The following is a 25,881-nucleotide window of genomic DNA, read 5'->3' as shown; positions in this document are numbered from 1 at the left end:
TGCGAAAGCGGATAGCTTAGGCTGCAAAGGGGAATTTCGATGCGCAAACTGATCGCCACCGCCGCCTGCCTGCTGGCCGCCACGCCCGCCATGGCCGAACCCGACTGGGCGAGCGCCGTCCGCACCGATTACAAGGCGTCGCTGGGAAGCATGTGGGACTGGTTCCACCGCAATCCGGAATTGTCGTTCAAGGAGGTGAAGACCGCCGAACGCATGGCGACCGAGTTGCGCAAGGTGCCCGGCATGCAGGTGACCACCGGGGTCGGCGGCACCGGCGTTGTCGGCGTGTTGAAGAACGGCGCCGGCCCGACCGTACTGGTCCGCGCCGACATGGACGGCCTGCCGGTAGAGGAGAAATCGGGCCTGCCGAATGCCAGCAAGGCGCGGCAGGTCGGCGTCGATGGCGTGGAGGCCCCGGTGATGCACGCCTGCGGCCATGACACCCACATCACCGCGATGGTCGGCACCGCCCGCCGGCTGGCGGCTCTGAAGGAGCGGTGGAAAGGCACGATCGTCTTCATCGTCCAGCCCGCCGAGGAACGCGTCGGCGGGGCGAAGGCGATGCTGGCCGACGGCCTCTACAGCCGCTTCCCCAAGCCCGACTACGCGCTCGCCTTCCACGTCGCCGCCGGGCTTCCCGCCGGCATGGTGTCGGCCTCGGAGGGCATCCAGTATTCGTCGTCGGATTCGGTCGATATCGACGTCCCCGGCATCGGCGCGCACGGGGCCAGCCCGCATGCCGGCAAGGACCCGGTCTATATGGCGTCGCAACTGGTGATCGCCCTGCAGGGCCTGATCAGCCGCGAACGCCAGCCGCTCGACCCCGGCGTCATCACCGTCGGCTCGTTCCATGCCGGCCTCAAGCACAACATCATCAGCGACATGGCCAAACTGCAGGTCACCGTCCGCGCCAATGACGAGGGGACGCGCAAGCAGCTGCTCGACGGCATCCAGCGCGTGACGACCGGCATCGGCACGCTGAACGGCATGCCCGCCGACAGGATGCCGACCGCCAAGGTGATCGAGGGCACGCCGACCACGATCAACGACGCCCCCCTCGCCCGCCGGCTGAACGCGGTGATGGCGGCGACGCTGGGGCCGAAGAACGTCGTGCCGTTCGAACAGACCGGTATGGGGGCGGAAGACTTCGCCTATCTGGTCCAGCCGGACTCCAGGGTGAAGGGCTATTATTTCGCGGTCGGCGGTACGCCGATGGCGGACATCAATGCGGCGAAGAATGGCGGTCCGCCGGTCCCGTCGCACCACTCGCCCCTGTTCAAGGTCGCGCCCGAGCCGTCGATCGTGACGGGGACGATCGCGATGACGGCGGCGGTGCTGGACCTATTGGGGCCGGCACCGGGGAACTAACCCCCGCCCCACCCAATCCCGTTCGGTTCGAGCAGCTTCGAGCTTGTCGAGAAGCGTCCGTCGAGAACTCCGGCGCTTGCGGCACCCCCTTCTCGACTACGGTTCTCGACAAGCTCGAACCTACGCCCGAAGCAAACGGGGGGGGGTGGCGGGGCGGACGGGCGGAAGCGTAAAAGCAGACGTTCATGCTGAGTAGGGGCTGAGCGAATTCGAAGACCCGTATCGAAGCACCGTTAGCGGTCCTTCGATACGCCATTTCGACAGGCTCAATGGCTACTCAGGACGAACGGATGGTGAGTTGAGCAGAACGGGGTTTACCCGAACACCGACCAATCCGCCTTGTCCGCCAGCAACTCCAGCGCCCGCACGCCCAGGATCGAATTCCCCTGCCCATCGAGATTGTTCGACCACACCGCGATCGACGCGACCTGCGGCACGATGGCAAGGATGCCGCCCCCCACGCCGCTCTTGGCCGGCAGCCCGACGCGATAGGCGAAGTCGCCCGACCCGTCATATTGCCCGCTGGTCGTCATCAGCGACAGCAACCGCCGCATCCGCTTGGCGCGCTTATCGTCCTCGGCATCGCCACTACGCGCGGTACGGGTCAGGAACAGCCCGGCCTTCGCCAGCGACTGCGCGCTCAATTCGATCGCGCATTGATGGACATAGGCCTCCATCACCTCGTCGATGTCGCAGTGCAGATTGCCGTGATGCTTGGCGAAGCTCATCATCGCGCGATTGAGGTCGCCGCCCTTGCGCCCGCTTTCCAGCACATCGTCGTTCAGGATGACGTCGCTTAACCCCGCCTGTTCGCGCACGAACTCGACCACCGCCCGCGCGGATGCATCGTCGCCCTTATGCTCGACCAGGATGTCGCACACCACCAGCGCCCCGGCGTTGATGAACGGGTTGCGCGGCACGCCCTTATTGCGTTCGAGGTCGACGATCGAGTTGAACGGATCGCCCGATGGCTCGCGTCCGACGCGCTTGAACACCTTGTCGCCGCACGCCTCCAGCGCCAGTTCCAGCGCGAAGACCTTCGAGATGCTCTGCAGCGGAAAGCGGATATGCGAATAGCCGCCATGGAACAGCCCGCCATCCGCCGACGCCACCGCCATCCCGAACCAGTCGGGCGGATAGTCATGGCCGGCCTCCGCCGCTGCCTCGATTGCGGCAGCGTTGGCGGTGATCTCCTCCGTCACCTCGGCAACGATGCGGGCGAGGTCGGTCATGGCACTTCCTTGTAAAAATACGGACGACAGCAGTAACACGCACCCACCGTCGATGCGAACCGCACCCCCTCGCAGGCGATGATACGGTCTTTAGATCGTCACCAGATTGTTCAGATTGATGATCGGCAACAGGATCGCCAGCACCATCATCAGCACCAGCCCCCCCATCAGCAGCAGCACCATCGGCTCGACCAGCGCCACAAGCGTCGCGACCAGCGCGTCGAGTTCGCGTTCCAGTTCCCCCGACGCGCGGTCGAGCGCGGGAGCCAACCGCCCCGACGTCTCGCCCGAGGCGACGATCGCGACCAGCATCGACGGAAAGATTTCCGCTTCCGCCATCGCCGCGCGCAGCGACAGTCCCTCGCGCACCCGCGCCGCGACGGTCAGCGCCTTGTCGCGCACGAAGCGGTTGGGGGTGACGGCGGCGGCGGCGTGGAGCGCCTCGACCAGCGGCACCGCGCTGCCGACCAGCGTCGCGAGGCTCCCGGCAAAGCGCGCGGCATTATGCTGGCGGCTGAACCGGCGGAACGGCGCCCGCGTCGCCAGCCGCCGGTCAACCGCCAGCCGGTTGCGCGGCACCTTCAACCACCGCGCGCCGACGACGAACACCACCAGCGCCGCCACCGCGACATACAGCCCATAGTTCTGAATGAACGCCGACAGCGCAATCAGCGCGCGCGTGAGGAACGGCAATTCCGCCCCGCGCGACACGAACACGCGGACGATATCGGGCACGACATAGACCATCAGCAGTACCATCATGCCGAAGCTGACGGTGGCCAGCAGCGCCGGATAGAGCAGCGCCAGCTGCATCTTCTGGCCATTGGCCTGTCGCGTCTCGACGAAATTGGCGAGGTGGTTGAGCACGTCGGGCAGCCGCCCCGACTGTTCCCCCGCCGCCACCGACGCGCGGTAGAATTCGGGAAACGCCTTCGGGTGCCGCGCCAACCCCTGCGCGAAACTGCGCCCGTCGAGGATCGCGGCGCGCACGTCGAGCAGCAGCGCGTTGACCGCGGCGTTGTCCGCCTGCTGCGCGACGATGCGCAGCGATTCCTCGATCGAGATGTCGGAGCCGACCAGCGTCGCGATCTGGCGGGTGAGCGTCGCCAGCGCCTTGGCCGATACGCCACGCCGGAACAGCCGGGGAAGCTGGATGCTGCCGAGCTTTGGGCCGCGTTCGGCGGCTTCCTCGACCGACAGCGGCAGTTCGCCGCGTTCGCGAAGGGCTGCGCGGGCGGCGGCGGGGCTGGAGGCTTCAATCACGCCCTTGACGGTCGCGCCGGTGCGGGAGGCTGCGCGGTAGGTGTAGGCGGTCACCTGCCCCCTCCCCTCAACGATACCGTTCGGTTCGAGCAGCTTCGAGCCTGTCGAGAAGCGTCCGTCGAGAACTCCTGCCCAGCGGAACCCCGTTCTCGATACGCGCTCTCGACAAGCTCGATCGCTACTCGAACCGAACGGATATGGATGTTGGAGGATGGGGGAAGAAACCTCACCCCTCGTCCCGCACGACCCGAGCGACCTCCTCGACGGTGGTCACCCCGGCCTTCACCTTCGCCACGCCATCATCCAGCAACGCCGGGTTATCCACCCTTGCCGCCTGCTCCAGCTCCGCCTCGGCAACGCCGTTATGGATCATCGCCTGCAACCGGTCGTCGACCGCGACGACCTCGTACAGCCCCGCCCGCCCGCGATACCCCTCGTGATGGCACGCCTCGCACCCGCCCTTGCGCCACAATTTTTTGCCCGGCTTGATCGCGCCGCCCAGCAGCACGCTATCCGCCTCGGTCGCCCGATCCTGCCACCGGCAGTGCGCGCACAACCGCCGCACCAACCGCTGCGCGACCAGCCCGACCAGCATCGGCGCCAGCAGGTAGCGTTCGACCCCCATGTCGATCAGCCGCGTGACCGATCCGATCGCGGTGTTGGTGTGCAGCGTCGACAGCACGAAATGCCCGGTCATCGACGATCGGACCGCGGTCTGCGCCGTTTCCTGATCGCGGATTTCGCCGACCATGATGACGTCGGGGTCCTGTCGCAGGATCGCCCGCAGCCCGCGCGCGAAGGTCATGTCGGTGCGCGGATTAACCTGCGTCTGGGCGATGCCGGCCAGCTCGTATTCGATCGGGTCCTCGACCGTCATCACGTTGCGGCGGCGATCGTTGAGGCGGGTCAGCGCGGTGTAGAGCGTCGTCGTCTTGCCCGACCCCGTCGGCCCGGTGACGAGCAACAGCCCGTGCGGCCGCTCCAGCAACCGCCCGAACACGGCTTCGTCACGCTCCGACATGCCGAGCCCCGCGAGGTCGAGCATCATGCCCCCGCGCTCGAGCAGGCGCAGCACCACCCGCTCGCCATGCTGGGTCGGCATGGTCGACACACGCGCATCGACGTCGTGCCCGCCGATGCGCAGCGTCACCCGCCCGTCCTGCGGCGTGCGGCGTTCGGCGATGTCGAGCTTGGCCATCACCTTGATCCGGCTGACCAGCAGCGGGGCGAGCGCGCGCGGCGGCTCGACGATGTCGCGCAGTACGCCGTCGATGCGGAAGCGGACGACGAGACGCTTTTCCTGCGTCTCGACATGGACGTCGGACGCGCCTTCCTTGATCGCTTCCAGCAGCAGCGCGTTGATCAGGCGGATGACCGGCGAATCATCGCGCGCGTCGAGCAGGTCGTCGACCGCCGCCGCGCTGTCGGCCAGCGCCGCGAGATCGGTTTCGGCTAGTTCGATATCGGCGGCGGTCGAGGCGCTGCCGCCATAGCTCGCCTGCAACGCCGCATCGAACCCGGCATCGTCGAGCGCGACGAACGGCACGCCGGGCGCTACCCGCTGCACCTCCAACATCGCATCCAGCGTCGCATCGGCGCGGTGGACGCACTCCATGCCGCCCTTGCCGAGGCGAATCAGCACGCCTCCTTTCCGCGCATAGCCATAGGGCAGGCGCACCAGTTCGGCGTGGAGCAGCGTATTGGTCACGGCTGGAACTCCACGGTCGCGTTGACCCGGCCCGATGCGGAGCCGCGCTGCATCGACACCCGCCGCACGCCGATCGTGCTGGTCGACGCGACCGATCCCAGCCACGTCACCACCGCCGGATAGGGCGCGTCGGTCAGAGTCGCGGTAATCGCGCCGTTGGCTTCAGCGATGGTCGGTTGCAACCCTGCCGTCGCCGCGGTCGAGCCGATGACCGATTGCGGTGGACCGGCGGCGATCGTCTGCGGCGCCGACTCCAGCCGGCCCGCAGCACGCACCCGCGCCATCAGCGTCTCGGCCTGGCGGATATCGGCGCGCGCCTGCGCCCGAGCCGCCTGCACCGGCTTGACCACGCCGTACACCAGCACGACCCCGGCCAGCAGCGCGCCAAGCGTCCCAACCAATACCCGCTCGCGCGTCGACAGCCCCTGCCACCACGCATCGAACCGGCCCAGCGCGCCCTCGATCCAGGCGTTGCGTTTCAGCAGCACGATCATGCCCCGCGCGCCACGATGCGCAGGGTCCCGCCCGGTGCGGCCACGACCTGCGCCGCGACGCCAGCGGCGGACAGCGCCGCGCGGACCCGGTCGGCCATGCCGGTCTCGGGCGATTCGCACTCGATCGTCAGCGCATTGCCTTCAAAGGTCATCGTCCGCACCACCAATACCGGCCCGATCGGGCTGAGCGCCCCGGCGACGCGCGACAGCAGCGGGACGAAGCGATTGGTACCGGTCGGGCGCGGCAGCAGGTCGGCGACGCGCACCATGAAGTCGTCGCCCCCGGTCGGCACCGACGGCGCGGTGGTCGCGACCAGCTGTTGCAGCGCATCGTGCCGCCGCTCCGCGATCCGTTGCAGCATCAGCGTATCCGCCACCGCGATCACGCCATGCGCCAGCGCGGCGAGCCCCAAAATCATCGCGACCTTGCGCGTGGTGCTCGGCCACGCGGTATGCCGGCGGGCATAGGCTCCCTGCCGCAGGTCGATCGGCGCAGCGGCAACCCGGTCGGCAAGCGTCCCGAGCGGAAACGCCGCGCCGTCGCCTGCCATCGCTTCGGGCAACGGATCGCCCGACGCCTGTACTTTCGGACGCCCGGCCGCTTCCCATGCCGGCACCAGCATCGCCAGCGGCAGCGCGAATCCGGTACCGTCGGCGGCACGCACCAGCGCACGGCCGCTGCCCATATCGACGCTCCACCCCTCGACGGGGGCGGGCAGCACCAGAGCATCGGGTACGAACGCTGCCGTACCGATCCCGGCGGCGTCGGCGATCGCGATCCATTCCGCCATCACGCTGTGCCGCACGACCGCGACCAGATAGCGCCGCTCGCCCACCGCGTCGCCCAGCGCCAGATGCACCGCATCGATCGGATCGGCGATCCGGTCCTCCACCGCGAACGGCAGCGCCGCCAGCCGTTTCGCCCGCGTCGGCAGCGGCAGATCGACCGCCAACAGCAGGACCGATTCGGACGGCACGAGCAAGGTTGTTGCCGGAACCGCGCCATCGACTAAGATAGCCGTGCCGCCCGCGACAGCCCACACGCCGGCGGCCGGACCGGCGGGGGCGGGTTCGATTGTCACGATGGCTTCATCATGTGGACGCATTGGGGCGTGGATGCGCATCTTATTCCGAAAGTTTCGTGACACCTTGGCCGCGAACCCCGCCGCCCGCAAGGTTTCTGTCCCCGACAATCAGGCCGGCCTGACATTGGTCGAAATGATCGTCGTGCTTGCGATCATCGCGCTGGTCGCGGCGCTGATCGTGCCCAACGTCATCAACCGCCCCGATCAGGCGCGGGTGACGACCGCCGGCACCGACATCAAGTCGATCTCCGCCGCGCTGAAAATGTACCGGCTCGACAATGGTGACTATCCCTCGACCACCCAGGGATTGAAGGCATTGGTGGAAAAGCCGACCCAGCCGCCGGTCCCCGGCGCCTATCCGCCCGACGGCTATCTGTCGCAGATGCCGCAGGACCCGTGGGGCAATCCGTACGTCTACGAATCGACCGGCGGTCGCTTCGCGATCAAATCGCTCGGCAAGGACGGCAAGCCCGGCGGCGAAGGGCTGGACGCCGATATCGACGGGACGGCGCGCTGAGTCAGGCCGATACTCGTCACCCCCGCGCAGGCGGGGGTCCATATACGCCGACGCCGCGAGTCCATCGCGAACATCGGCGGCAACGGATTCCCGCCTGCGCGGGAATGACGAAGGACCATGCCCAATCCGGCATGACCCTGATCGAGATGCTGATCGTCCTCGCCATCATCGGCGTGGCGGCGGGTGCGGTCAGCCTCGGCATCGGCAGCGCCACCCGTGCGCCCAATGTCGAGGCGGAGGCGCGGCGCCTCGCCAACCGGCTACAGGCGGCGGCGGACGACGCGATGCTCGGCGACCAGCTGATTGCGCTGACCACCGACACCCATGGCTATGGCTTCGCCCGCGTCGGCCCGCGCGGCCTCACGCCGATCACCGACGACGCGCTGGCGTTCCACACGCTGCCCGGCGGGATGGTGATGGCGCTCGACACCGCGCCGCCGGTGATCCTCGGCGTCGACGGCACCGGCCAGCCGCTGGGCGCGACGGTTAGCGGCGGCGACCAGACGTGGCGGGTGCAGTATGACGGCGTGACCGCCCGCGCGACAAAGGTGACCTCATGATCCTCCCCGGCGCGGGGAGGGGGACCATGCGCAGCATGGTGGAGGGGGGTATCCCCGTACGCAACCGTTGCGTTGCGAGGCGATCCCCCTCCACCATCCGCTGCGCGGACGGTCCCCCTCCCCGTGCCGGGGAGGAATGTCACGATGCCGGCTTTTCTTTGATCGAGGCGATGGTGGCGCTGGCGGTATTGGCGATCGCCACGGTAGGGCTGATCGGCGCGGTCGAGCAGCACATCGATTCGACCCGTGGCGTCGAGAGGCGCGCGATCGCGATGTGGGTCGCCGAAAACCGGCTGGCCGATCTGGAAGTGGGGACGCCGGAGGCGAATGGGGAGCAGGTGGACATGCTGGGGCGCAGCTGGAGCGTGGCGGTGAGCCGGACCGCGACCAGCGATCCCGTGCTCGACCGGGTGACGATCACCGTCGCTCCGGCCGGCGAAACCGCGCCGCTCGCCAGGCTCGACGGCTTCCTGCGCAAGGACGCGGCATGATCGTCGTCGAACGTTTGCGCGTCCGCGACCGCTGGGTCGACTGGCTCGCCGCCGCCGCGATCGTCTCGGTCGCGGTGGCGCTGGCCGGGCTCGTCTGGCGGCTGGCCGGCCATGCCGATACCGGCGCGATCACCGTGCCCTCCGAAGCGCGCGCCCGCGCGGTCACCGTCGACAGCGGCCCGGCGGTCGCCTGGGCCCCCTTCGGCAGCCCGACCGCCGCCGACGCCACCGCCCCCACCGGCATCCAGGCGGTGTTGAAGGGCGTGGTCTTCGCCCGCCCCGCCGAACTGTCGATCTCGTTCGTCGCGATCGGCAACGAAGCGGCCAAGCCGTACAAGGTCGGCGACGCCATCGCCGGGGCGCAGGTGACGGAAATCCGCCGCGACCGCATCATCCTGAACAATGGCGGGCGGCTCGAATATCTCGCCTTCCCCGATCCGTTCGGACAGGCGACCCCGACCCCCGGACAGTCCGCCCCGCCCCCTGCCCAGCCGATGGCACCTCCCGCCGCCCCGGCCACCCCGCCCCCGCCCAACGCGCAGGCGGTGCTGTCGCGCCTGAACGCCACGCCGGTCGCGGGCGGCTATGCCATCGGCGCCAACGCCCCGCCCGGCATGCGATCGGGCGATGTCGTCCAGTCGGTCAACGGCGCCGCCATGACCGACCAGTCGGCGGTCAACGCCGCCATCGCCAGCGCCGCCGCGTCGGGGCAGGCCCAGGTCACCATCCTTCGCGACGGCAAGCCGATCACCGTCTCCATTCCCATCCGTTAGGGTTTCCTCCCGTGCGCCATCGCTTCGCCTCCGCCTTCCTCGCCCTCAGCCTCGCCGCGACCAGCCTGTCGCCGGTGACCGCGCAGACGCAGCCCGCCGACATCGTCGTCAACATGCGCGGCGTGGAGATCGCCGACGTCGCCGACCAGATCAGCCGCATCACCGGCCGCACGCTGATCCTCGACCCGACGGTCAAGGGGCAGGTGACCGTCACCTCCGCCGAACCGCTGTCGCCCGGCGGGGTGTGGGAGCTGTTCCAGTCGGTGCTGCGCGCCAACGGCTTCGCCGCGGTCCGCTCCGGATCGGCATGGCGCATCATTCCGCAGGCGAATGCGGTGCGCGACGGCGGCGTGCGTGGACGCGGCGTCGGCGGGCAGGAACTGACAACGCGCATGGTCCGCCTGTCGAACGTCCCCTCGGCCGATGCCGCGCGGATCGTGCGGCCGCTGGTCGCCAGCTTCGGCAGCGTCGAGCCGCTCACACAACCCAATGCGATCGTCGTCACTGACTATGCCGACAATGTCCGTCGGATCGAGGCGCTGGCCCGCTCGCTGGACGGCGGCGGCGGATCGACCTTCGCCACCATCAACCTGACCAACGGCAACGCCGCCGATATCGCCACCGCGATGCAGGCGGTGCTGGGCGAAGGCGGCGCGCGCGTCGCGGGCGATCCGCGCAGCAACACCATCCTCGTGCGCGGCACGCCCGCCGGCGTCGCGGAAGCACGCCGCATCGCCCAGTCGCTCGACGCGCGCGGCGGCGCCGCGCAAATGTCGACCCGCGTCTTCCGCCTGAACTATGCCGATTCCGAAAGCGTGACCGAGGTGCTGCGCGGCATCCTCGGCCAGCAACAGTCGGCGACCAACCCGGTCGCGCGCAGCCTGTCGACCGTCAGCCAGCGCAACAATGCCGGTCAGGCGCTGTCGGGCCTGATCGCCAATGGCGGCGCGAACGCGGGCGCACTGGCCGGTGCCGCGGGCGGCCTCGGCGGCGCCACCGGCGCCGGCGGCAGCATCAGCACGGTGGGCCAGAACCAGCAGGCGACCCCGGCGCAGGGCTTCACCACCCCCGACATCACCGTCCAGCCCGCCCCCGACATCAACGCCGTCGTCGTGCGCGGCACGCCGACCGCCATCGCCCAGATCGAACGGCTGATCCCCGACCTCGACGTCCGCCGCCCACAGGTGCTGATCGAAGCGGCGATCGCCGAGATCACCGGCGACGATGCGGAGCGGCTGGCGGTGCAGATCGGCACGGCTGGCGTCGCGCTGACGCAGGTCAGCGGGGCGGCGACCTCGTTCGAAACTGCCGGCAGTTCGCTCGGCGGCATCCTGAATCTTTTGGGCGTCCCCGCCGGACGACTCCTCGGCAACGGCCTGACCGCCAATATCGGCATCGGCAACGACTTCTCGATCCTGTTGCAGGCGCTCAGCACCTCGCAAAAGGCGAACCTGCTCTCGACGCCGCAGATCACCGTGCTCGACAACAAGCTCGGCGAATTCGTCGTGGCGCAGGAGGTACCCTTCGTCACCGGATCGATCCTGACCGGCAACGGCACCGCCAATCCCTATACCACCATCGAACGCAAGGACGTCGGCATTACTTTGCGCGTCCTGCCGCGGATCAACGCCGGCGACACGATCCGGTTGGAAGTCAGCCAGGAAGCATCGTCGATCGCCCCGACCCAGGTCAGCGGCGCCGCCGACATCATTACCAACAAGCGTTCGGCCAACACCACCGTCCTTGCCGACAATGGCCAGACGATCGTGCTGGGCGGCCTGACCAGCGACGATTACCAGCGGCTGCGCAGCCAGGTGCCGATCCTCGGCAGCATCCCCATCGTCGGTGAGCTGTTCAAGGGCCGGCAGGAAACCCGCCAGAAGCGCACGCTGTTCGTCTTCCTCAAACCCACCATCCTGCGCGACGGCGCCGACGCGGCGGCGGCGGCGCGCAACCGCTACGACCGGCTGCGGCAGGAGGAAGTTTTGCAGGGCGACAAGCGCAGCCTGCTCCTCAATCCCCCCGCCCCGCGCCTGACGATGGAGATCGATGGGATTTATTGAACAGCCTCACCGTCCCCCCGGGCTTGACCCGGGGTGACGAAAACGGGTCAGCTTTTCCCAACGCCCAACCGCGCCGTTAGCCACCGCTCGACCAGATCGATCGTATCGGGATCGGACAACGGCCACCCGCGATATTCCCGCGCGCCCGTTTCGGTCGTCACCAACGGCTTGAACGCATGTTCCACCTTCGGCATCCGCACGACCGTCGCGTCGGGATTCCCCTCCAATGCGGTCAGCGCAGCAGGCATCGCCAACCGGGTGCTCACCACATGGTCGCCCGCGGCATAGACCGCCAGCACCGGCGCCGCGATCCGCCGCAGCACGTCGCCCGCGCCGACCGTGTAGAGCGACGACGTCGCCGGATCGCTGAGCGTCTTCGCCGCCCCCTCGCCCTGCATCCGCGTCCAGCCCGCTGCGACGAACGCATCGACCACCGCTGCACGGTCGCCCGCGACCAGCCCCGCCGCCGCCCCACCGGTCAGCCCGTCCAGATAGCGCCGCGTAGCGTCGATCACCGGCGACAGCGCCTCGGCCTTCATGCCCGACAGCGCCAATTGCTCGCGCATCGATTCGAGGAACAGCACGCCGCGCTCCCCCGCCGGTGCCGCCATCATCACCACCGCGACGATCGGCGGCGCAGCGACCGGCGGTTTGTCGACCGCCAGCGCCGGACCGATCACCCCGCCCTGACTGATCCCCAGCACCGCGATCCGCGCCGGATCGATCGCGTCGCCTCGCGTACGCAGATACGCCAGCACCGCCGCCGCATCGCGCTGCGCCACGTCCATCGCATCGAGGAACGTGCCGCTCGACGCACCGACGCCGCGCTTGTCGAAGCTCAGCGTCGCGATGCCGCGCGCCAGCAACCGCTTTTCCAGCAGCGGATAGATGCCATGCGGCGACGGCCCGCCCCCGCCCAGCAGCAGCACCACCGGCGCCCGCTTCACCCCCGGCGGCAGCTGCAGTTCCCCCGCCAGCGTGACACCGGGATCGGAAGCGATCTTCACCGCCTCGGTCCGGGTCGGCGGCAGCGTCTGGGCAGACAGCGGGACGAAGGGGCTACCGACCAGCAGGGCGAGCGGCAGCAGGCGTCGTGCATCGATCATCATCGGTCACTCCGTTGGAAAAGGTCGGCAATATCAGGGGTCGGTCACGCCACGCGGCGGCGGACCAATCGCGTCAGGCGCTGGACCAGACGGCAAGATCGTCGTGCCAGCGTACCGCCAGCCACAACAGCACCAGCTCGCCGCCGACGATCCCCAGCTGCGGCAGCGCGCACGGGTCGTAGAGGAACAGGATCGCCGAAAACGCGACCATCGTCGCCAGCATTGCCGCGCCGATCCGCGCCAACATCGCTACCCGGTCCCAGTCGCGCTCCAGCAGCGCCCAGGCGACCGCGACATGGCCGATCCCGACGACCCCGGTCAGCAGCGCCAGCAACGGCACCCCGCTGCGGTTGCCGACGTTGACCGCATGGGGCCAGCCACTGCCCAGCACCTGCGCGCCGACCGCCTCGAACGCCAGATAGGGAAAGCCCAGCGCGGCGCTCATCAGCAACAGCCCCGCCATCGGCACCAGCACGCCGACCGCCAGCACATGGATCGCCAGCGCGAACCGGCCGTCCGCCTCCGCCACCATCGTCCGCGCGGCGCTCCACAGGCATCCGGCGGCAAAGCCCAGCCCCTCGCCCGCATCGGTCGCTTCGGCGAACTCCGCCCGCATCGCCTGCGCCCAGTCGCACCGCGCCGGACCCAGCCAGCGTGTCGCCAGCAGCAGCAGCGCGCGGGCGATGGCGTCCCTCATGCCGGCAGCCCCGCCCGATCGGCATCGGGCGCATCCTGCTCCGCCGCCAGCGCCAGCCCCGCGCCCGTCAGGCGATAGGCATGGCGCGGCGGGCGCCCCGGCTGGGTCGGCTCGCGCCACTCCGCCTCGACCAGCCCCTGATCGCCCATCCGCATCAACAGCGGGTATAGCGTGCCGGACAATAGCCCGGTTTCCTTCATCAGGTCATAACCGTGCCGCCACGCCGCCGGCTGCGCCGACAGCACCGCCAGCAGCGCGCGCATCTGTTTCGAAGGGCGTCGTTCGCGAACCATGCAGCAAATCAAACATATGTAGATTTTATAGTCAACGGGCGTGGATCGATCGCGATCGGTCTGGAGGAACGCTGCCATACCCCCACCGTCACCCCGGGCTTGATCCGGGCAGCGATCGTCCTGTGGTTCTCGCGCTTTCCTACACGCCGCGCCGCCGTCAGAGTACGTCCGTTGCCAGCTCGTCCCTGCCAGACCGACCGACCGTCCGCACGATACCAAACACCGCGAGTGTGAACTTAGTGAACTTTGAACGCGAAACGGGCGGCGGCCTTTCGACCACCGCCCGCCCGAACGCCGTCAAAGCAAAGACTTACAGCGCGACCACGCCGCCGTCGTTCTTGGTGATGACCACCGTGGCCGAACGCGGACGCGCGCCGGTGGTGGCCGCCGGCCAGTTGCTGGTCGGCGCGCTGAAGCTGCCGCCTTCGCCCGGGTGCTGGATGTTCACGAACAGCGACCGGCCGTCCGGGGTCGATTCGATGCCGGTGATCTCGCACTGGACCGGCCCGACCAGGAAGCGGCGCATGGTGGTGCCCGGCGCCTTGCCGATGCGGGTCGTCGCGGTGCTGGTCGCCGACACGCCGGTGTTGGTGATGGTGCGCGTGCCGCCATCGCCGACGCTCCCCGGCATCGCCGCCAGCATCATGCAGTTGGTGACGTCGGTATAGGCGCCGTCGTCGGTCTGGATCCACAGGATCGGCGTCACCTGCCCGCTGGCGTTGGACGGGTTGCCGAACCACAGGCCGTCGGGGCTGGAGAAGTCGTTGGTCGCGTCGAGGCCCGACAGGTTGATGTTGGTCGGGTCGAGGTCGGATCCCGCGCCGAACGCATAGACGTCCCACGTGAACCGCGTCGCTTCGGTCGTGTCGCCGGCTTCGCGCAGGCGGATGATGTGGCCGTTGGCATTGCCGGTCGAGCGCGAGGTGCTGTTGACCTTCGGATCGATATACGAGCGCGGGTTGGCGGCATCGACTTGTGCCGGCGCGCGCGACGAGTTGTTGGTCAGCGTGCAGTACATCTCGCCGGTCGCCGGATTGACCGCGGTCCATTCGGGGCGGTCCATCCGCGTCGCGCCGACCGCGTCGCCCGCGAGGCGGCAATGCGTCAGCACATCGGCCTGATCCGCGAACGGATAGAGCGCGTTGGACGCGTTCAGGCCATTCTGCCCGAACACCAGCGCGATCCAATCGCCCGACCCGTCGGCATTGAACTTGGCGACGTACAGCGTGCCGGCGTCGAGATACTTGTCACCGATCGCAAGGCGGTTGGTCGCGGTGGCATCGGCGGTCGACCACGCCGTATTCGACACGAACTTGTAGATATATTCGTTCTGCGCGTCGTCGCCCATGTAGAAGGCGGGCTTGACCCCCGCGATGGCGCGGCCGGGGCAGCAGCCTTCGTGGTTCATCCGGCCGAGCGCGGTGCGCTTGCGCGGTGTCGAGGTCGGGTCATAGGGATCGATCTCGACGCACCAGCCATACTGGTTCGGTTCGTTGCGGAAATCGCCGGTGCCGCTGACCGGCTTGGTCGGATCGATCGTCGCGTTGAACTTGCCGATCAGCGTCGCGCCGGCGGTCGCTTCGGCCGCCGTCGTCCAGCTATAGTTGCCGGTACGCTGCGACAGGCCGTAGCGGGTGAACGCCTGGGTCGACTTGGCGCCGATCAGCGCGGTGCGCTGCGCATTGTCGCCGCTGTCGCGCCGGAAATAGCCTGCCCAATTCTCTTCGCAGGTCATGTACGTGCTCCACGGCATATGGCCGTTGGCGCAGTTGTTGATCGTGCCGCGACCGGCGGTGCCATCGGTCGAAAAGGCGGTGAACAGCAGCGGGCTGCCCTTCACCGGACCGCTGAACGCCATCGGAGTGTACGGGGTGATGCGGCGGTTGAACGACGATGCCTTGACGTAGCTCCAGCCGGCCGACGCGCGGGTCACCTCGACCACCGACACGCCGTGGCATTCCATTTCCTTGACGACTTCGGACGTCAGGCGCGTGGCACCCGCCGTCACGCCGGCGACGTGCAGATACTGTTCCGAGATATTCTCGTGGTTCATCACCAGCAGGCCGCGCGTCGAATTGTTCGCGTCGGGGGTGTTGGCGCTGGCGGCGAGGCCGAAATAGCTCATGCCGTCATGATGGTCGCCGGCACGCGCGCCGTAATTGGTGTCGGTGCCGTTGTTGGCGAATTCGGGCGTCGACCCGTTCAGCGGATCGCCGAGGCGATACAGCACGCTGGCGGTATAGCCGGTCGGCACGGACACCACGTCGGCCAGGCTCTTGGCGACGGCGGTGAAGCCCAAGGTCGGCGGCGCGACCGCGACGGTGATGTCGCTGCTGCTCGCCGCGCCCTTGGCATCGGTCGCGGTATAGCGGAACACGAGGTTGGTGTTGGCCGACACCGCCGGCGCGATGAAGGTCGCGATGCCCGGCGTCGTGCTCGACAGCGCGACGGTCGGCCCCGACACCTGGGTAAAGGTCTGGCCGACGATCGCATTGTCGTCGGTGGCGGTGCCGGTCAGCGTGACGACGCGGCCCGCGCTGGTCGCGCCGCTCGACGTCGCGCCGACGACCGGCGGGGTGTTGTCGATCCCGGCAACCTTGTCGTCGCAGGCGGCGAGCAGCGCGCCGCCGAACACCGCGACCGCCGCGGTCGACGCACCGCCGCGCAGCGCCTGGCGCCGCGAGTACCGCTGGTCGACCAGGTCCTGCAGGCTGGGTCCGGTGCTCGGATTGGTTTCGATATCGCCATCGTCATAGCCGATGGTCAGGTCGGTTTTCGCCATGATTTTCCCCGCTTATTTCCGGACACCGGCCACGCCGGCACCCTCCCGGATCTTGCGTTGGCGCATCGCTGCGACACGGCGGTTGCGGATCGATGAAGATCGCGTGGCGAAACGACGACAGTTCGATGACGCGCTTGTCCGCGGGGCGATGCCGGGCGTAGGGAATGGCGATGGCCGCCGACCCCCGCCCCGCCAATGACAGCGCGCCGATCCGGCCCAGCCTGTTCGACCGCGCGGTGGATGCGGCCCGGCGCGAACGGCCGCCCGCCCCCCGCCCGCCCCGCGCTCCGATCGATCGCGCCGCTGCCCTGCTGGCGCTGGCGATCCTCGCCACGCCGCTCGTCACGCTGGCCGGCGCGACGCTGCTGACGGCGCGGGTGCGCGACGAAGCGGCGGTCCTCTCCCGCAGCGCCGCGCCGATCGTCGCGGATCGCCGGGCCGGGCAACAGGCGCGAGCGCTGCTTGGCGTGGCCTGGGGACAGCCGACGCTCGGCACCACGGTCGAGGCGATCGCGCGCGCGCTGCCACAGGACGCCGCGCTGCTGCGCGCCGAACGCAGCGCAGCGGGCACGGTGTCGGTCGAACTGCTGGCCCCCGATCCCGATCGCGTGCTGGCCGCGCTACGCCGCGATACCGTACTGGCCAGCCTGCGGGCGACGGCACAGGCACGCGCCGATGGCGATGGCCGGATGCGCATCACGCTGGAGCAACAATGACCCCGCGCCTGCCGCTGATCGCGCTGGGGGTCGCTGCGCTGCTCGCCATTCCGACCCATGCCGCACTCCGCGACCTCGCCGCCGCGCGCGCCGATCGCGACGCCGCGCGGACCGACGCCGCCACCCCCGCTACCGGCATCGCCGCCGCGACCGCAACCTTCCCGGCGGACAGCGCCGCCGACGCCCGCACCCGACTGGCCGCGCGGGTCCGCGCCAATGCGGCGCATGGCGGGGTGCTGGTCGAAACGCTCGACCCCGATGCCGCCGCGCCCGCGTCGCTCGCGGTGCTGACGCTGCGCGCATCGGGCAGCGAAAAGGCGGTGCTGGCCTTTGCCGACGCATTGGAACGCGGCCGGCCGACGGTACGCTTGGCGAACTGGCGCCTGACCGCCGCGCCCGGCGGCGTCCGCCTCGACGCCCGGCTGGTGGCGCCATGGCGGGGCTGAGTTTGCGCGATCACGCGCTGATCGCGGTCGCCGCGCTGGTCGCGCTGGCGGTGCCGCCGTGGCTGCTCCGCGAGCCTCCGCACGGCGACGCTACGACCGTTGCACCGGCAGCGCTCGCCGCGCCGCCGACGCCCGCACCGTTACGCGCCGCCTTCGCCCGCACGCTCTTCGCCGCGCCCGCCACCGACGCGCTACCCGACGACGCGCCGCAACTGCTCGGCGTGGTCGGACGGCTCGGCCGCGACGCCGTGGCGCTCGTCCGCGGCGCGGAGGGCACCCGCACCCTCTCCCCCGGCGACAGCATCGATGGCTGGCAACTGCGCAGCCTCGCCATCGATGCCGCCTATTTCACCCGCGGCGGCCAGAGCGCGCGCGTACCGATGCCCGGCGGCGAATAGCCGTCACTGATAGGTGGTGCGCACTCGCGTCTCATGGCCCAGCTTCCGGTCGGACAGCGGCGGGGAATAGGATGTCCGCCGCGACGACAGCGGCAGCGAGCGTGCAGCGTCGGGCCCGGGACCGATCGCGACGGCGCTGGCCAGCCGTTGCTCGGCCCGGTGATAGAATTGGAAATCGCGGCTCCCACAGCCGCCCTTCGCATCGAACTTCTTGATCAGCGGCATCGACATTTCCGACGCCTGCACCCGCGCCATCGCCACCGCGACCCGGCACTGCATCCGCAGGTCGCCCAGCCGCCGATCCTCGACGCTGGTCCCCGCCGACAGGATCATCGGGCGCAGCGCCATGCTGTGCGGACGGGCCGGCGCGGTCAGGAACCAGCGGCCTTTCGGCACCGCGTCCAGCGCGACCCGCCCGTCGCCATCGACACGCACCGGCAACCGATCGCCCGCCGCGTTGGTCAGTTCGAGCTGCATTCCGTCGGCGCGCACCCGCGACGTCCCGCGCCAGAATTCGAAGCGCAGCACCCCCTGCGGCGACAGGGTGGTCCGGTCCCGCGCAAAGCGTTCCAGCGCCGCGCGCAGGATCTTGCCGTCGATCCGCAGCGGCTTGCGTCCGGTCACGACGATTTCCGATCCGCCTTCATCGACGTCCTGCGCCATGGCCGGTACCGTCGCCACCGTCATCGCCACCGCTGCCCACGCCGTCCGCATCGCCGCCCTTCCCATCGCCACCGGCCCAAAGCCTACATCGCGACGATCCGCGTTGCCAGCCGGTCCGCTTCCGCCGCGTCATGGGTGACGTACAGGATCGGCAGGCGCAGCGCGTCGCGCAGCCGCTCGATCGTCGCCATCACCTCTTCGCGCCGCGCCCGGTCGAGCGAGGCCAGCGGTTCGTCCATCAACAGAAACCGCGCGCCCGACAGCAGCGCTCGTCCGATCGCCACCCGCTTCGCCTCGCCGCCCGACAGCGTCACCGGCCAGCGATCCAGCAGTCCGCGGAGCCCCAGTAGCTCGACGATATCGTCATAGCCGATCGGCGCTTCGCCCCGCCCCATGCCATAGCGCAGATTGGCCGCGACCCGGCGGTGCGGGAACAGCCGGGGCTCCTGAAACACATAGCCGCAGCAGCGCTCGGCGACCGGCATATCGATCCCCGCCGCCGCATCGAACAGTGTCCGCCCGCCGACGCGGACATGGCCGGCCGCAGGACGCAGCAGCCCGGCGACCATGTTAAGCACGCTCGACTTGCCCACGCCCGACGGGCCGAACAGCACGGTCAGCCCCGCATCGCGCCCGTCATTGGGCACCAGCGCGCCGACCACCGCCTCGCCCAGCCGCACCGTGACCGCGATATCAAAGGACATGGACGTTCCGCCCGCCGCGTCGCGCCAGCCATTCGGACACGACCAGCGCCGCCAGCGACAGCGCGACCGACATGCCGGCAAGCCGCACCACGCTCGCCTCGCCGCCCGGCACCTGCAACGCGCTGTAGATGGCGAGCGGCAGCGTCGCCGTCTCGCCCGGCACGTTCGATACGAAGGTGATCGTCGCGCCGAATTCGCCCAGCGCCCGCGCGAACCCCAGCACCATCCCCGCCAGCACGCCGGGCAGGCTGAGCGGCGCGGTCACGCTCCAGAACACGCGCGCCCGGCTGGCGCCGAGTGTCCGCGCCACACTCTCCAGCTTGCGATCGACGCCCTCGATCGACAGGCGGATGGCGCGCACCATCAACGGCAGGGCCATCACCGCCGCCGCGATCGCCGCCCCGCTCCATCGGAACAGCACACTGACCCCGAACCACGCTTCCAGCCAGCGGCCGACCGGTCCGTTGGGCGCGAAGGCGAGCAGCAGCAGCCATCCGGTCACCACCGGCGGCAGCACGAGGGGCAAATGGACGATTCCGTCGAGCAGCACCCGCCCCGGAAAACGCCCGCGCGCCAACGCCCATGCCAGCGCATAGGCCACCGGCAGCGCCGCCAGCATCGCCACGCCGCCGATCTTCAACGACAGCAGGACGATCGCCCATTCGGCGCTATCGGGCATCAGCGCGGCGTGAATCCGTATCTGACGAAGATCGCGCGGCCAGCCGGGCTGACGAGGAACCGGCGGAAGCGTTCGCCATCGACATTCTGCGACGCCTTCAACCGCGCGATCGGATAGACGATCGACGGGTGGCTGGCGGCGGGAAAGACCCCGACGACGCGGACCTTCGCCGACGCCTTCGCATCGGTCGCATAGACGATGCCGAGCGGCGCGGCGCCGCGTTCGACCAGCGCCAGCGCGGCGCGGACATTCTCGGCGCGCACCACCGACGGCGCCACCACATCCCAGCCGCGCAGCCGGGTCAGCGCCGCCTTGCCATAGCGGCCGGCGGGTACCGCATCGGGATCGGCCATCGCCAGCCGCCCACCGTTCAGCGCCGCGCGCAGGTCGACGCCCGGCCGCAACGCCACGCGTGCCGTGCTGTCGGCCGGCGCGATCAGCACCAGCCGGTTGCCGAGCAGGTTCACCCGGCTGCCCTTGGCCAGCAGCCCCCGGCGGTCCAGATCGTCCATCCATTCGACATCGGCCGATACGAACAGGTCGGCGGGCGCTCCCGCCGCCGCCTGCCGCGCCAGTGCCGAACTGGCGGCGAACGATAGCGTCGGGCGCACACGCCCCTGCTTCGCCCACGCATCGGCGGCGGCATTCATCGATTCCTGCAGACTCGCGGCGGCCAGCACGATCGGCGGGCGCGGCTGCGCGGTCGTGGGCGCTGCCAGTAACAGGGTCGCCAACAGCAGCACTATCCGCCGGATCATTCTATTCCCCATCGCTGTACGGCGCAGCCCGCCATCGACCGCGGCATGACGACGCGGTCGATGGCGGTCAATAGGACGGCGTTCAGCCGCGCCCGGTCATCTGTCCGACGGCGTTGCGGCCGAACTGGGCGATCATCTCACCGACTTCGCGCGCCTGCGCCATCGATCGGGTGCCTTGGTCGCGCAGATAGTCGGACTGGATGCGCATCACGTCGTTCAGGTCGCTCGCCTGCGCCGCGGCCCGCATCGCGCGGAATGCTTCCTGCGTGTTCGCTTCCGCCTGCGACAGGATGGTCAGGCCGAGCTGCGATCCGTTCTCGGTCATCGCCGTGCCGGCGGCACGCATCCGTTCGGTGGCTTCGGCGGCGGGGTTCGAATCGGTTTCGGCCATTAACTGCTCCTGTTATGCGCAGATTCTCCCGAATCGCATGACGCTCGGACCGCATGGAAGTTCCTGCTCCCCGACACTCGAATCGCCGCTTCGTCACTCCATGCCGCCGTAACCAATCCAATTGCGGTCGAATCTGTCAGTTTGCTGACTGGGCTGAAAAAATATTTTCGCCTCGTCGCGCCACGCCTACCGTACATCGCAGCTGCGAACGCAAGCCGGTAGTTTCGTCCCATTCCGGAACATCTCCCTCGACATCACCGATTTTGCGACGCAGCAATTCCAGTTCGCCGACCGAACGATCATCTGAAATCGCTACGGTTTTTGCGGCTCCAGACGATTTCACAGATTTGCAATCGTCGTTTTTTTGGGACAGTCTGCCGCAATAGAAGAACAGGAGGGTGAGAGGATGCACATCAAATATTCGGGTCGTACCACCATTGCCACCCTCGTCGGCATGACCGCGCTGGGTTGGGCCGGTGTTGCGCTGACGGTGCAGATGGTGCTGCACGCCATCGCCTGACGTTTGCGGATCACGCGGCACTAAAAAGGGCCGGCGCTGCCACAGCGCCGGCCCTTTCCATGTTTGCTCGGCGCCGCGGGCGCGTCAGTTGTCGTCGCCCATCCTGAGCGCGGCGATGAACGCTTCCTGCGGGATGCTGACCGACCCGTATTCGCGCATCTTCGCCTTGCCCTTCTTCTGCTTGTCGAGCAGCTTGCGCTTGCGGCTGGCGTCGCCGCCATAGCATTTCGCGGTCACGTCCTTGCGCATCGCGCTGATCGTCTCGCGCGCGATCACCTTGCCGCCGATCGCCGCCTGGATCGGGATCTTGAACAGGTGGCGCGGGATCAGTTCCTTCAACCGCTCGACCATGCCGCGCCCGCGCACCTCGGCCGTGCCGCGGTGGACGATCATCGACAGCGCATCGACCGGCTCCTCGTTGACGAGGATGCTCATCTTGACGAGGTCGCCTTCGCGATATCCGATCTGCTCGTAATCGAAGCTGGCATAGCCCTTCGACAGCGACTTCAACCGGTCGTAAAAGTCGAACACGACCTCGTTGAGCGGCAGCTCATAGGTCGCCTGCGCGCGCCCGCTGACATAGGTCAGGTTCATCTGGATACCGCGCCGGTCCTGGCACAGCTTCAATATGCCGCCCAGATATTCGTCGGGGACATAGATCGTCGCCTTGATCCACGGCTCGCTGATCGTCTTGATCTTGTTGACGTCGGGCATGTCGGCCGGGTTGTGCAGGTCGATCTCGGTAATGCCCGCCGGATCGGGATGGGTCAGCTCGATCTGGTACACCACCGACGGCGCGGTGGTGATCAGGTCGAGGTCATACTCGCGCGTCAACCGCTCCTGGATGATCTCCAGGTGCAGCAGTCCCAGGAACCCGCAGCGGAAGCCGAAGCCCAGCGCCGCCGAGCTTTCCATTTCGAAGGTGAAGCTGGCGTCGTTCAGCCGCAGCTTGCTGATCGACTCGCGCAGCTTGTCGAAATCGGCTGCATCGACCGGGAACAGGCCGCAGAACACCACCGACTGCACTTCCTTGAACCCGGGCAGTGCTTCGGCGGTCGGGCGCTTGGCATCGGTGATCGTGTCGCCGACCATCGTCTGCGCCACTTCCTTGATCTGCGCCGTGATGAAGCCGATCTCGCCGGGCCCCAGATCGGGCAGCTGCTCGATCTTCGGCCGGAACGCCCCCACCCGGTCGACCAGATGGGTCGTGTCGGCGTTCATGAATTTGATCTGCTGGCCCTTGCGGATCGATCCGTCGATCACGCGGATCAGGATGACGACGCCCAGATACGGGTCGTACCAGCTGTCGACCAGCATCGCCTTCAACGGCGCACTCGCATCGCCCTTCGGCGCGGGAATCTGCTCGACGATCGCGTCGAGGATTTCGTCGATGCCGATCCCGGCCTTCGCCGACGCCAGCACCGCGCGCGACGTGTCGAGCCCGATCAGGTCTTCGATCTCGGCCTTGACCTTGTCCGGTTCGGCGGCGGGCAGGTCGATCTTGTTGATTACGGGTATGATCTCATGATCATGCTCGATCGATTGATAGACGTTCGCCAGCGTCTGCGCCTCCACGCCCTGCGCCGCGTCGACCACCAGCAGTGCGCCTTCACACGCCGCCAGCGACCGCGACACTTCGTACGCAAAATCGACATGGCCCGGCGTGTCCATCAGGTTCAGGACATGGCCCTTCCATTCGAGGCGCACGGTCTGCGCCTTGATGGTGATGCCGCGTTCCTTCTCGATCTCCATATTGTCGAGCACCTGCGCCGACATCTCGCGCTCGGCGAGGCCGCCGGTGCGCTGGATCAGCCGGTCGGCCAGCGTCGACTTGCCATGGTCGATATGGGCGATGATCGAGAAATTACGCAGTTTGTCGAGCGGAGTGGCCACGGTCACACAATCGAAAAGAGGTGGGGTCGCCCGAGCCCCTAGCAGCTTCCCCGCCAAAGCCAAACAGGGTGCATACGAATCCCGCTTGCGGACCCCGAACCCTCCCGCTATAGGCGCGCCTCCAAGCAACGGCAGGCGCCTTTCGCAGCCCTGCCGATACTCCGTCGGGGAGTAGCTCAGCCTGGTAGAGCACTGCCTTCGGGAGGCAGGGGCCGGAGGTTCGAATCCTCTCTCCCCGACCATATGGACCCGCGCCGCCTATGCCGCGCCGCTCCACGATCGATAGACGTCCAACGTCCCCACACCATCGTCACCCCGGACTCGATACGGGGTACCGCTTCTTGCCTACGGTTCGGCAGAACGAGACGCCTTTACCAGCATTAATACCGTCGTGCAGGCAGGGGAGCCGGTCGCGACGGGTATCGGGAAGACCGCACTAGGGCGTCCCCCAACCAATGGCGTACCCCCGCGCAAGGGGGGGCCAGAGTAACGGCAGGACAACCTGTGCGGCCCTGCCCCCCCCTTCGCGGGGTACCGATCGGACGAAGATAATCTCACTCGCCCAACTACATGCACGCTCCCCTCCACCAATCGACCCTACTTCGCCCCACCCCTATTGTGCAGCGCAGCATCACCGCCATATCCTATTGCAATCGTCCCTCCGGACCCCGCGATTGAAGGCACCCGATTCATGGTTTCGCTCTCCGACACGCTGACCAACCTGTCGCGCATGCGCGCTGCAGGAACGGCCTCCGACGTTCCCGACCGGCTGCACGACCTGACTGGTTTCGCGCCCGATCCGGGCAATCTGCGCGCGCGGGTCCATGTGCCCGCCAACCTGCGTCCCGGCGCCGCGCTGGTCGTGGCGTTGCATGGCTGTACCCAGAATGCCGCGGTGTACGACCATGGTACCGGCTGGTCGACGCTGGCCGACGCGCAAGGCTTCGTCGTGCTGCTTCCTGAACAGCGCCGCGCCAACAACGCCAATCTGTGCTTCAACTGGTTCGAGGATGCCGACATCGCCCGGATCGGTGGCGAGGCGGAATCGATCGTCGCGATGATCGACGCCGTGGTGACGGAGCATGCGATCGATCCGGCGCGGGTCTTCGTCACCGGCCTGTCGGCCGGCGGGGCGATGACCGCGGTGCTGCTGGCGACCTGGCCCGAACGCTTCGCCGCGGGCGCGATCATCGGCGGCCTGCCCTATGGCACCGCGATCGGCGTCCGCGCCGCGCTGGAGCGGATGCGCGGACAGCCCGCCGCCGCGCGGGCGATCGCCCCGGCCACCCGCTTCCCCCGCGTCGCGATCTGGCACGGCACCGCCGACCCGACGGTGGTCGTCGCCAACAGCGATGCGCTGGTCGACCAATGGCGCGCCGTCCACGCGCTGCCCGCCGACCCGACCGAGCGCACCGGCGCCGCCAACTGGTCGCGCCGCGCGTGGCACGACGCCGCGGGCCGCCCGCTGGTCGAGGAATGGCGCATCGCCGGCATGGGCCACGGCGTGCCCGTCGACGGCCATAGCGGGATCGGTGCCGCCGGGCCGTTCATGCTCGACGTCGGCCTGTCGAGCACGCTGGAGATCGCGCGCAGTTGGGGCCTGACCGACGCCACGGCACCGGCGGCCGAAGCGAACCCCCGCCTTGAACGCATCACCCCGATCGCCGGCACCCGTCCGGGCGCGACCAGGCGCGAGCCCACCCCGGCCAGCGGCGTGCAGGCCACGATCGAAAACGCGCTACGCTCCGCCGGCCTGCTGCGCTGATCGCTTGCCGCCGTGCAGGCAGCGCGGCACAGTCGACAAGTGCGCACCCGCCCGCCCCGCCCCCGTTCGCGCGCCTCGCGCGTCGCCGCCGACGATGCCGGCCGCCGGGGCGAACGGATCGCCGGCTGGTGGCTGCGACTGAAAGGTTGGCGCATCCTCGCCCGTCGGGTCCGGACCAAGGCGGGTGAGGTCGACCTGATCGCACGGCGGGGCGATATCGTCGCCTTCGTCGAGGTGAAGACGAGAGCGACCGCCGCCGACCTCGACCACGCCATCGATGAACGCCGCCTCGCGCGGGTAGCGGCAGCGGCGGGACTACTCGCACCAACCTATGCCGAAGGGTGCGACGTCCGCATCGATGTCATCCTCCTCGCCCCGCGTACGCCCCCGCGTCATATCGAGAATGCGTGGATCGGGTATTGAGCCTGCCGGCACCCCGCCATCGGTTGCCGTCATCATAAAGCACGGATGATCCGTTCGAAATGCGGACTGACACGCCGCATGAACTGTGGCAGG

At 68.8% G+C, this 25,881-nt stretch carries 27 protein-coding genes and 1 tRNA gene; 12 read left to right on the top strand and 16 right to left on the bottom strand.

Features of this window, described 5'->3' with window-relative positions:
• Positions 1 to 39 precede the first annotated feature (39 nt).
• Positions 40 to 1,368 carry an amidohydrolase gene (locus MF610_RS16070; RefSeq protein ID WP_242200249.1) on the top strand — a complete coding sequence of 443 codons (1,329 nt, stop codon included), beginning with the start codon at positions 40 to 42 and terminating at the stop codon, positions 1,366 to 1,368.
• A gap of 314 nt (positions 1,369 to 1,682) precedes the next feature.
• On the opposite strand, the gene glsA is transcribed toward MF610_RS16070, so the two are convergent.
• The 5 genes from glsA to gspL all read right to left on the bottom strand — a co-directional run bounded on the left by glsA (position 1,683) and on the right by gspL (position 7,108).
• Entirely contained in the window at positions 1,683 to 2,600 is a 918-nt protein-coding gene (glsA, locus tag MF610_RS16065; RefSeq protein ID WP_242200238.1) for a glutaminase A, read from the bottom strand.
• A gap of 90 nt (positions 2,601 to 2,690) precedes the next feature.
• Entirely contained in the window at positions 2,691 to 3,917 is a 1,227-nt protein-coding gene (locus tag MF610_RS16060) for a type II secretion system F family protein (RefSeq protein WP_242200215.1), read from the bottom strand.
• A gap of 172 nt (positions 3,918 to 4,089) precedes the next feature.
• Positions 4,090 to 5,571 (bottom strand): GspE/PulE family protein, encoded by a 1,482-nt coding sequence (locus tag MF610_RS16055; RefSeq protein WP_380870601.1) that lies wholly within the window; start codon positions 5,569 to 5,571, stop codon positions 4,090 to 4,092.
• On the bottom strand, positions 5,568 to 6,065 hold the full coding sequence (gspM, locus tag MF610_RS16050; RefSeq protein ID WP_242200212.1) for a type II secretion system protein GspM: 498 nt from the start codon (positions 6,063 to 6,065) through the stop codon (positions 5,568 to 5,570). The genes MF610_RS16055 and gspM overlap by 4 nt, the downstream gene beginning before the upstream one ends.
• A complete protein-coding gene (gspL, locus tag MF610_RS16045; protein WP_339328542.1) occupies positions 6,062 to 7,108 on the bottom strand; it encodes a type II secretion system protein GspL in 1,047 nt (348 codons plus the stop codon). Before gspL ends, gspM begins: the two co-directional genes overlap by 4 nt.
• A 106-nt stretch (positions 7,109 to 7,214) precedes the next feature.
• On the opposite strand from gspL, the gene gspG reads away from it, so the two are divergent.
• From gspG to gspD, 5 genes are all read left to right on the top strand, one after another.
• Positions 7,215 to 7,667, top strand: coding sequence for a type II secretion system major pseudopilin GspG (gspG, locus tag MF610_RS16040; RefSeq protein ID WP_277924160.1), 453 nt, complete (start codon positions 7,215 to 7,217; stop codon positions 7,665 to 7,667).
• Between the two features lie 104 nt (positions 7,668 to 7,771).
• Complete coding sequence (locus tag MF610_RS16035; RefSeq protein ID WP_277924159.1) at positions 7,772 to 8,227, top strand: prepilin-type N-terminal cleavage/methylation domain-containing protein; 456 nt, start codon at positions 7,772 to 7,774, stop codon at positions 8,225 to 8,227.
• A 95-nt stretch (positions 8,228 to 8,322) separates the two neighbouring features.
• Entirely contained in the window at positions 8,323 to 8,718 is a 396-nt protein-coding gene (gspI, locus tag MF610_RS16030) for a type II secretion system minor pseudopilin GspI (protein WP_339328541.1), read from the top strand.
• On the top strand, positions 8,715 to 9,491 hold the full coding sequence (locus MF610_RS16025) for a type II secretion system protein N (protein ID WP_242200176.1): 777 nt from the start codon (positions 8,715 to 8,717) through the stop codon (positions 9,489 to 9,491). The genes gspI and MF610_RS16025 overlap by 4 nt, the downstream gene beginning before the upstream one ends.
• Before the next feature lie 11 nt (positions 9,492 to 9,502).
• Positions 9,503 to 11,554, top strand: a complete 2,052-nt coding sequence (gene gspD / locus MF610_RS16020) for a type II secretion system secretin GspD (RefSeq protein ID WP_242200174.1) — start codon at positions 9,503 to 9,505, stop codon at positions 11,552 to 11,554.
• A gap of 47 nt (positions 11,555 to 11,601) precedes the next feature.
• Here the strand turns inward: gspD and MF610_RS16015 are convergent, their stop codons facing one another.
• The 4 genes from MF610_RS16015 to MF610_RS16000 all read right to left on the bottom strand — a co-directional run bounded on the left by MF610_RS16015 (position 11,602) and on the right by MF610_RS16000 (position 16,432).
• Positions 11,602 to 12,663: an alpha/beta hydrolase gene (locus MF610_RS16015; protein ID WP_242200161.1), complete on the bottom strand. Its 1,062-nt coding sequence runs from the start codon at positions 12,661 to 12,663 to the stop codon at positions 11,602 to 11,604.
• A 70-nt stretch (positions 12,664 to 12,733) separates the two neighbouring features.
• A complete protein-coding gene (locus tag MF610_RS16010) occupies positions 12,734 to 13,357 on the bottom strand; it encodes a hypothetical protein (RefSeq protein ID WP_242200158.1) in 624 nt (207 codons plus the stop codon).
• The gene (locus MF610_RS16005; RefSeq protein ID WP_242200156.1) at positions 13,354 to 13,620 is read right to left on the bottom strand and encodes a PadR family transcriptional regulator; all 267 of its coding nucleotides are present in this window, start codon (positions 13,618 to 13,620) and stop codon (positions 13,354 to 13,356) included. Before MF610_RS16005 ends, MF610_RS16010 begins: the two co-directional genes overlap by 4 nt.
• A gap of 340 nt (positions 13,621 to 13,960) precedes the next feature.
• Positions 13,961 to 16,432 carry a PhoX family protein gene (locus MF610_RS16000; protein WP_242200146.1) on the bottom strand — a complete coding sequence of 824 codons (2,472 nt, stop codon included), beginning with the start codon at positions 16,430 to 16,432 and terminating at the stop codon, positions 13,961 to 13,963.
• Between the two features lie 170 nt (positions 16,433 to 16,602).
• Between MF610_RS16000 and MF610_RS15995 the strand changes: the two genes are divergently transcribed.
• The 3 genes from MF610_RS15995 to MF610_RS15985 are packed head-to-tail and all read left to right on the top strand — an operon-like array spanning position 16,603 to position 17,992.
• Positions 16,603 to 17,148, top strand: a complete 546-nt coding sequence (locus MF610_RS15995) for a hypothetical protein (RefSeq protein ID WP_242200144.1) — start codon at positions 16,603 to 16,605, stop codon at positions 17,146 to 17,148.
• Positions 17,145 to 17,594 carry a hypothetical protein gene (locus MF610_RS15990; RefSeq protein WP_242200142.1) on the top strand — a complete coding sequence of 150 codons (450 nt, stop codon included), beginning with the start codon at positions 17,145 to 17,147 and terminating at the stop codon, positions 17,592 to 17,594. The genes MF610_RS15995 and MF610_RS15990 overlap by 4 nt, the downstream gene beginning before the upstream one ends.
• Positions 17,582 to 17,992: a hypothetical protein gene (locus MF610_RS15985; RefSeq protein ID WP_242200134.1), complete on the top strand. Its 411-nt coding sequence runs from the start codon at positions 17,582 to 17,584 to the stop codon at positions 17,990 to 17,992. Before MF610_RS15990 ends, MF610_RS15985 begins: the two co-directional genes overlap by 13 nt.
• A gap of 3 nt (positions 17,993 to 17,995) precedes the next feature.
• Here MF610_RS15985 and MF610_RS15980 read toward each other — a convergent pair whose 3' ends face one another.
• The 7 genes from MF610_RS15980 to lepA form a co-directional block, all read right to left on the bottom strand.
• The gene (locus MF610_RS15980; protein WP_242200130.1) at positions 17,996 to 18,706 is read right to left on the bottom strand and encodes a hypothetical protein; all 711 of its coding nucleotides are present in this window, start codon (positions 18,704 to 18,706) and stop codon (positions 17,996 to 17,998) included.
• A 32-nt stretch (positions 18,707 to 18,738) separates the two neighbouring features.
• Positions 18,739 to 19,359 carry an ATP-binding cassette domain-containing protein gene (locus MF610_RS15975; RefSeq protein WP_242200126.1) on the bottom strand — a complete coding sequence of 207 codons (621 nt, stop codon included), beginning with the start codon at positions 19,357 to 19,359 and terminating at the stop codon, positions 18,739 to 18,741.
• Positions 19,349 to 20,038, bottom strand: a complete 690-nt coding sequence (gene modB, locus MF610_RS15970; protein WP_242200116.1) for a molybdate ABC transporter permease subunit — start codon at positions 20,036 to 20,038, stop codon at positions 19,349 to 19,351. The genes MF610_RS15975 and modB overlap by 11 nt, the downstream gene beginning before the upstream one ends.
• Complete coding sequence (modA, locus tag MF610_RS15965) at positions 20,038 to 20,796, bottom strand: molybdate ABC transporter substrate-binding protein (protein ID WP_242200107.1); 759 nt, start codon at positions 20,794 to 20,796, stop codon at positions 20,038 to 20,040. Before modA ends, modB begins: the two co-directional genes overlap by 1 nt.
• Positions 20,797 to 20,878: 82 nt before the next feature.
• Positions 20,879 to 21,187: a phasin family protein gene (locus MF610_RS15960; RefSeq protein WP_242200101.1), complete on the bottom strand. Its 309-nt coding sequence runs from the start codon at positions 21,185 to 21,187 to the stop codon at positions 20,879 to 20,881.
• A 136-nt stretch (positions 21,188 to 21,323) separates the two neighbouring features.
• The gene (locus MF610_RS15955) at positions 21,324 to 21,599 is read right to left on the bottom strand and encodes a hypothetical protein (RefSeq protein WP_242200099.1); all 276 of its coding nucleotides are present in this window, start codon (positions 21,597 to 21,599) and stop codon (positions 21,324 to 21,326) included.
• A gap of 192 nt (positions 21,600 to 21,791) precedes the next feature.
• On the bottom strand, positions 21,792 to 23,600 hold the full coding sequence (gene lepA / locus MF610_RS15950; RefSeq protein WP_242200097.1) for a translation elongation factor 4: 1,809 nt from the start codon (positions 23,598 to 23,600) through the stop codon (positions 21,792 to 21,794).
• Between the two features lie 165 nt (positions 23,601 to 23,765).
• Between lepA and MF610_RS15945 the strand changes: the two genes are divergently transcribed.
• The 3 genes from MF610_RS15945 (at position 23,766) to MF610_RS15935 (ending at position 25,788) form a co-directional block, all read left to right on the top strand.
• Positions 23,766 to 23,842: transfer RNA gene (locus MF610_RS15945), tRNA-Pro, on the top strand.
• A gap of 449 nt (positions 23,843 to 24,291) precedes the next feature.
• Positions 24,292 to 25,365, top strand: coding sequence for an extracellular catalytic domain type 1 short-chain-length polyhydroxyalkanoate depolymerase (locus MF610_RS15940; protein WP_242200094.1), 1,074 nt, complete (start codon positions 24,292 to 24,294; stop codon positions 25,363 to 25,365).
• 39 nt (positions 25,366 to 25,404) lie between these two features.
• Positions 25,405 to 25,788, top strand: coding sequence for a YraN family protein (locus MF610_RS15935; protein ID WP_242200092.1), 384 nt, complete (start codon positions 25,405 to 25,407; stop codon positions 25,786 to 25,788).
• The last annotated feature ends 93 nt before the right edge of the window (positions 25,789 to 25,881 follow it).

Origin of the sequence: Sphingomonas hankookensis, assembly GCF_022664465.1 — a bacterium.
Lineage (GTDB): Bacteria > Pseudomonadota > Alphaproteobacteria > Sphingomonadales > Sphingomonadaceae > Sphingomonas > Sphingomonas hankookensis.
This window is presented reverse-complemented; position numbering and strand designations above follow the sequence as displayed.